2 protein-coding genes are annotated in these 2,282 nt (G+C 38.9%); both read left to right on the top strand.

Going from position 1 to position 2,282, the window contains the following annotated elements; genetic code table 11:
* Window positions 1-566: 566 nt before the first annotated feature.
* On the top strand, window positions 567-1,682 hold the full coding sequence (locus RMO52_RS22765) for a tyrosine-type recombinase/integrase (protein WP_309744341.1): 1,116 nt from the start codon (window positions 567-569) through the stop codon (window positions 1,680-1,682).
* Window positions 1,675-2,282, top strand: a 608-nt coding sequence (locus RMO52_RS22760; protein WP_310418900.1) for a DUF6262 family protein, incomplete at its 3' end; no start/stop codon positions are given. The genes RMO52_RS22765 and RMO52_RS22760, both read left to right, overlap by 8 nt.

Raw genomic sequence — 2,282 nt, 5'->3', positions numbered from 1 at the left:
CGATCGAATAAAAAGTGGGATGCTCCCCAACATCCAGACCACAATGAATACTTATGTACATTTAACTGAAGACGATTTACGCAATGAATATGACAAATACTTAGCGACTAAGGAGCATAGTCATGCAACATCAGAGCGGACAAGATCGATCGCCAACACCAGAGAATCAAATCGTTAGTTCAACAACGATTACCTGTCCTCAATGTGGCAGTGCTGAGGAGCTTAAAAACACCATATGTAATGGTATTCAAAAATGCTATTGTAAGAGATGTCTTTACTATTTTAGCCCTTGTAGTAATGACGACGTATGGTTAGTATCGGATTTAGGTTTAAACTTTCCGATCCACGAGCGAAGAGGAGAAAGTGTAATTAACTTTCGTCCCATCGAACAAGAATGGCTCAAAAATGCCAGTAAGAAATTTATTAAATATAAAGCTAGTAGCGGAGTAAGCCTGAGTTTATTAAATCATAATCTCATCGGACATAAAGAGTTCTCATATTTTTTGAGAGCGCACCCGGAAATACATTGTTTTGAGGACATAGATCGCTCACTCATCGTAACATACATGGAGGAAAATCAATCAAAAGGATTATCATCACAAGCAAAAAATAGTCGGCTGGTTAGTCTAGCTAATCTATTTGAAACTGGAACCGTTAATGGCTGGTTTGTACTCCAGCCATATTTAATCAGAAAAGAAGACTATTCTAAATACGATACAAAACCATTACCTCGCTATATTCCATCTGAAGTAATCTACAACCTTAACCAACACCTAGATAGCTTACCAGAACCATTAATGAGAATGGTATTAGTTATTCAAGAGTGTGGACTACGGATCGGTGAGTTGTGCCAATTACCATTAAATTGTCTGAAACAAGATAGTAAGGGTGGGTGGTTTATTCAGTTTATGAGATTGAAAACAAAACGTGAAACTACTCTACCCATATCGCCAGAACTCGCTCAGATTATTAAGCATCAACAAGAGTATATCAAACAATGTCTGAGTACAGATTATGAATATCTATTCTGTGCGAGAAGATCGGGGCAGAAAAAATTCACTCCGGTACCATCAGTAATGCTAAGTCAGGCTTTTGTTCGCAATCTAAATATATTGGCTGATAAATTTGATATCTGCGATCGATCGGGTAAGCGATGGAAATTTCAAAGCCATCAGTTTCGGCATACTGTCGGCACTGGGATGATTAATAATGGCGTACCACAGCACATAGTCCAACGTTTTTTAGGTCATATGTCCCCAACGATGACATCAGTATATGCCCACATTCATGATTCTACGCTCAGAAATGAAGTAGACAAATATCTCAGTACCAAGATTGTCAACATTAATGGCGAAGTAATTCAATCACTCACTACAGAATTAGATGACGATTCATCCCTCCAATGGTTAAAAAAGAAGGTTCTAGCCGAAACTTTACCTAATGGTTATTGTAGCTTGCCCGCTCAATTAACTTGCAACAAAGGTAACGCCTGTCTAACATGTAGCGACTTTCGCACTACCATAGAATTTCTCGATCGACATAAACAACAACTAGAAAGGACTAATCAAGTATTAGAAGTCGTTCAAGCCAACGGTTGGGAGCGACAGATTCAAGTTAACCAAGATGTCAAAACCAATCTAGAAAGAATCATTGCTACTCTGGAGACGAACCTTGATGTCTAAAGAGGATGGCAAGGCTTTGAGAATAGCTGCTCTCAAAGCTGCTGCGGTAGCCAAGCAACAACGAGCTGCTGAAAATTTAGATAAAGCTATTAATCAGCTTGTCAAAAATAATGAGCCGATGAGCTTTGCCAATGTAGCGAGAGAAGCTGGTGTGTCAATTAGTTACTTGTATAAATATCCAGAGGTTAAGGTACGAGTTTTAGAGCTAAGAAATCAGCAGCAGCAAGCCGGAAAACCCCATCAACCTCAAACTGCTTCTGATGCCTCTAAAATCGTCATTATTAATGAGCTAAGAGAGAAAGTTAAAAAACTTGAAGCCGAAATAACTAAATTACGCAAAGTAAACGAGGGCATGGCAGGAAGACTTTACCAACTTCAGGATATGCAAGTCATGGTAGAAAGATTGACAGTGGAGAACGAAGAACTAAAAATCCAAGTAACCGGACAGATAAAAATACCTGGGGAGACAGGCTCACTTTTAGGATCTGCTCATAATATTACATCGATTAGCCAAAGGCAGAAATCACCCGTCAGTGACGTAATCAAAGCTGAACTAGCACAGTTAAATATTTCCCTCAATAGTACTCTAACCAAAAGAAT

It is taken from the genome of Chamaesiphon sp. OTE_8_metabat_110, assembly GCF_031382685.1.
Lineage (GTDB): Bacteria > Cyanobacteriota > Cyanobacteriia > Cyanobacteriales > Chamaesiphonaceae > Chamaesiphon.
The sequence above is the reverse complement of the archived record's forward strand: the minus strand, read 5'-3'. Positions and strand labels throughout refer to the sequence as shown.